Source organism: Kitasatospora sp. NPDC057512 (assembly GCF_042802135.1).
Lineage (GTDB): Bacteria > Actinomycetota > Actinomycetes > Streptomycetales > Streptomycetaceae > Kitasatospora.
In genome coordinates, this window is the sequence record NZ_JBHVET010000740.1 from 1 (window position 1) to 4094 (window position 4094).

Genomic DNA, 4094 nt, shown 5'->3' on the forward strand with positions numbered 1-4094 from the left:
GGGCGGGCCCGCTCAGCTCCCGGGCCGGCCCGACTCCGCGGCGGGCACCACGACCTCGCGCTTGAGGATCTTCCCGGTCGGGCCCTTGGGCAGCGCGTCGACCGTCCAGACCAGCCGCGGGTACTTGTACGGGGCCACCCGCTCCCGGACGAAGCCGCGGAGCTCCTCCGGGCTCGCCGCGGCGCCCTCGCGCAGCACCACGGCGGCGGCCACCTCCTGGCCGTGGGTGGGGTGGGGGACGCCGATCACCGTGGCCTCGGCCACCGCCGGGTGCTCGTACAGCACGTCCTCCACCTCCCTCGGGTAGACGTTGAAGCCGCCGCGGAGGATGACGTCCTTGCGGCGGTCGACGATCCGGAAGTCGCCCCGCTCGTCGCGGGTGCCGAGGTCCCCGGTGTGCAGCCAGCCGTCCCGGACGGTCCGCGCGGTGGTGTCCGGCCGGCCCCAGTAGCCCTTCATCACGTTGTGGCCCCGGATCACCACCTCGCCGACCGTGCCGTCCGGCACCTCCCGGCCGGACTCGTCGACGATCCGCATCCACACCCCGTCGACCGGGATGCCGATGGTGCCCGCGATCCGCTCCCGGTCGCTCCGGTTGGCGCAGGCCAGCGGCGAGGACTCGGAGAGCCCGTAGCCCTCCAGCACCACGCAGCCGAAGTCGGTCTCGAAGCCGCGCAGCACCTCCGGCGGCATCGGCGCGCCGCCGGCCAGGCACACCCGCAGCGAGGAGACGTCGTGCCCGGCGCGTCGCGGGTGGGTCAGCATCAGGGTGTACATCGTCGGGACGCCGAGGAAAACGCTCACCCGGTCGCGCTGGATCACCGCGAGGGCGGCCAGCGGGTCGAAGCGCCGCACCAGGGTCAGGCAGGCCCCGACGGCCACCGCGCAGTTGAGGCCGATCACCTGGCCGAAGGAGTGGAACAGCGGCAGCCCGCCGAAGATCACGTCCCGCTCGACCAGGCCCAGCACCTGGATACCGGCCCGCACGTTGCACACGATGTTGCGGTGGGTCAGCTCGGCGCCCTTGGGCGCCCCGGTGGTTCCGGAGGTGTAGAGGATGACCGCGGTGTCCTCTCCTCCGCGGCCCCCGGCGGCGGTCGGCGGGTCGGCCGGCTGCTCCGCGAGCGCCGCCGCGAGGGCGGCCGGCTCGACGGCGACCAGCCGGGTGCCGGTGCGCCGCGCGCCCTCGGCCGCCTCCTCGCCGCCCGTGTGCCAGGCGAGCAGCACGGCGGGCCGGGCGTCGCCGAGGCAGTGCTCGATCTCCCGGGCCTTCAGCAGCGGGTTCATCGGGACGACCACCGCGCCGGCGCGCAGGATGCCGTAGTACAGCACCGCGAACTCCGGCACGTTGGGCAGCAGGACGGCCACCCGGTCGCCGGGGGCGACGCCGAGCGCGGCCAGCCAGTGCGCGGCCCGGGCGCTGCGCGCCGCCAGGTCGGCGAAGCTCAGCACCTCCTCGTCGAGCCGCAGGACGGGGTGGTCCGGGCAGCGGGCGGCGGTCGCGGTGAGCAGGTCGGGGATGCCGTGCGGAAGGCCGGGGGCGCCGGGCGGCAGGTCGGCGCTGCGGTCGGACGGGGCGGGGACGACGGACATGCGGGCACTCCTCGGTCTGGTCCCTATACGGTCGGGCGGACGCCGCCGTGCGGAGCCGCGTCCGACCCGGCTTCGGCGGCCGCGGCATCGCCCGCGGCCTCGGCGGCGGCGAGCATCCACGGGGCGATCCGCTCCACCAGCCCGCGGTTGTGCCGGATCCAGCGGAAGTGGTCCAGCGCCCGGCCGTCCGCCCGCTCGGCGGTGTAGCTCCAGCGCTCCACCCGGGCCGAGGGCAGCTTGGCGCACAGGTGGTCGACGGCCCGCGGCGGGGCGAGCTCGTCGCCCTGCACGTCCACCGCCAGCACCGGCAGGTCGACCCGGGCCAGCGCCCGTTCGTAGTCGGTGACCGCGCCGCGCACCCGGTAGCGGCCGGTGCGCATCTGCCGCGCCCAGTCCCGCATCAGCCGGGGTGATTCCCGGCCGCCGAAGCCGAACCGCTCGCCCGGCCAGTGGCCGACCACCGCCGACGCGACGATCGAGAACTGGCTCAGCGCCAGCCGCCGCAGGCCCGCCCGTACGCCGAAGGTCCGGTACCAGGCCGATCCGCTGGCCACCAGGACCGCGCCGGCCAGCCGGGGCCGGAACACCCCGCAGTGCACCAGGCCCAGCTGCCCGCCCAGGCTGTGCCCGAGCAGCAGGCGCGGCGCGCCCGGGAAGGCCCCGGCCACCGCGTCGAGCACCGCCCCGAAGTCCTGTTCCACCAGCTCGCGGAAGCCGAAAGCGACCCCGTGCCGGGGCACCGGTCGGCTCTCGCCGTGGCCGCGCAGGTCGCAGGTGGCCACGCTGAGGCCGGCCGCGTGCAGGGCGCGGACCAGCGGGGTGTAGTGCCGGGCGGCCGTCCCCATCGCCGGCAGGACGACCACGACCGGGGCGGCCGGCTCCGGCCGGGCCAGCGCCCGGACGGTGATCCGGGCCCCGTCCGGCGCGGCGATCTCGGCGATCACGGGGAACCGGGGGGTCTTCACGCCGCCGCCTCCCCGCCGGCGCCGGGCCGCCAGCCGATCACCCCGGCGCCCCAGGTGATGCCCGCGCCGAAGGCGGCGAGGCCGAGCAGCTTCGGGCCGTCCAGCAGGCCCTCCTCGCGGGCGTGGGTCAGGCCCAGCGGGATCGAGGCCGCCGAGGTGTTGGCGACCCGGTGGACGTTCAGGTAGAGCCGCTCCGGGGGCAGCCCGACCTCCTTGCCGACCGCGCGCACGATCCGGGCGTTGGCCTGGTGGGCGACGAAAAGGTCGAGGTCCTCGCAGGTCAGGCCGCGCCGGGTGAGCACCTCCCGGGTGGCGGCGGACATCTTCTCCACCGCGTGGTCGAACACCTCCCGGCCGTCCATCCGCAGCTTGCGGTCGTCCCGGTCGGCGTAGAGCAGGGGGATCTGCTCGCCGTCGCTGCCGAGCGAGAAGCACGGGTCGGGGGCGCCGGGCACGTCGGCGACCACGGCGGCGCCGGCGCCGTCGGCCAGCAGCACCGCGGTGCCGCGGTCCTCGTGGTCGGTGATCCGGGTCAGCGCGTCGGCGCCGCAGACCAGCACCGCCCCGGCCCGGCCGGTCTCGATCAGCGCGGCGGCGTGGTCCAGGCCGTAGACGAACCCGGCGCAGGCCGCGTGCAGGTCGAAGGCGGTGGCCTGCGGCATGCCGAGCCGGGCGGCGACCTCCACCGACACCCCGGGGGTGACCCGGTCGGGGGTGATGGTGGCGACCACGACGTGCCGGATGCTCGCCGCGGTGCGCCCGGAGCTGCGCAGCGCCTGCTCGGCGGCGGCCACCACGAGGTCGGCGAGCCGGCCGTCCGGCGGGAGGAAGCGGCGCTCCTGGATGCCGGTCCGCTTGACGATCCACTCCGGGGAGGCGCCGATGCGCTCGAAGTAGGCGTTGGGGACGACGCGTTCGGGCAGGGCGGCGCCCACGCCAACGATGGCGGGCGTCATGCCGCGCCTCCTTCCGCGAAGGCCGGTCCGGTGCCCATCCGGACGGCGTGCATCCCGCCGTCGGCGTGCAGGATCTCCCCGCTGACGGTGGCGGCGAGGTCGGAGAGCAGGAACAGCACCGGTCCGACCACCACGGCGGGGTCGGTGCGGTCCCAGCCGAGCGGGGCCTCGGCCTGCCAGCGGTCGGCGATCCGGTCGAAGGTGCTGATCGCCTGCCCGGCGACGGTCTCCACCGGGCCGGCCGCCACCAGGTTGACCCGGATGCCGGACGGGCCGAGGTACATCGCCAGGTACCGGCAGACCGCGCCGAGCGCCGCCTTGCTGACGCCCATCCAGTCGTAGCCGGCCCAGGCGCCGCTGGCGTCGAAGTCCAGTCCGACGACGCTGCCGCGCCGCCCGTCCGCGCTGAGCAGCGGGGCGAGCGCGGTGGCCAGCGAGTGCAGGGAGACGGCGGCGGTGCGCAGGGCGAGCCCGGCGGCCTCCGGCGGGGTGGTGAGGAAGTTGCCGCTCAGCGCCGTCTGCTGGGCGGCGGCGACGGCGTGCAGCACGCCGTCGACCCCGCCCCAGCGCTGCTCCAGCT

4 protein-coding genes are annotated in these 4094 nt (G+C 76.4%); all 4 read right to left on the bottom strand.

Annotated features, from left to right (window positions below):
• Window positions 1-12: 12 nt before the first annotated feature.
• Complete coding sequence (locus tag ACFU6K_RS32930; protein WP_380669304.1) at window positions 13-1593, bottom strand: long-chain fatty acid--CoA ligase; 1581 nt, start codon at window positions 1591-1593, stop codon at window positions 13-15.
• Window positions 1594-1616: 23 nt separating this feature from the next.
• Window positions 1617-2558: an alpha/beta fold hydrolase gene (locus tag ACFU6K_RS32935; protein WP_380669306.1), complete on the bottom strand. Its 942-nt coding sequence runs from the start codon at window positions 2556-2558 to the stop codon at window positions 1617-1619.
• Entirely contained in the window at window positions 2555-3514 is a 960-nt protein-coding gene (locus ACFU6K_RS32940; protein ID WP_380669308.1) for a beta-ketoacyl-ACP synthase 3, read from the bottom strand. The genes ACFU6K_RS32935 and ACFU6K_RS32940 overlap by 4 nt, the downstream gene beginning before the upstream one ends.
• The coding region (locus ACFU6K_RS32945; protein ID WP_380669310.1) for an SDR family oxidoreductase at window positions 3511-4094 on the bottom strand (584 nt) is incomplete at its 5' end. The genes ACFU6K_RS32945 and ACFU6K_RS32940, both read right to left, overlap by 4 nt.

Excerpts from the sequence above, each read along its gene's own strand:
- ACFU6K_RS32930 (WP_380669304.1), bottom strand. The coding sequence starts at position 1,593 with ATGTCCGTCGTCCCCGCCCCGTCCGACCGCAGCGCCGACCTGCCGCCC.
- ACFU6K_RS32940 (WP_380669308.1), bottom strand. The coding sequence starts at position 3,514 with ATGACGCCCGCCATCGTTGGCGTGGGCGCCGCCCTGCCCGAACGCGTC.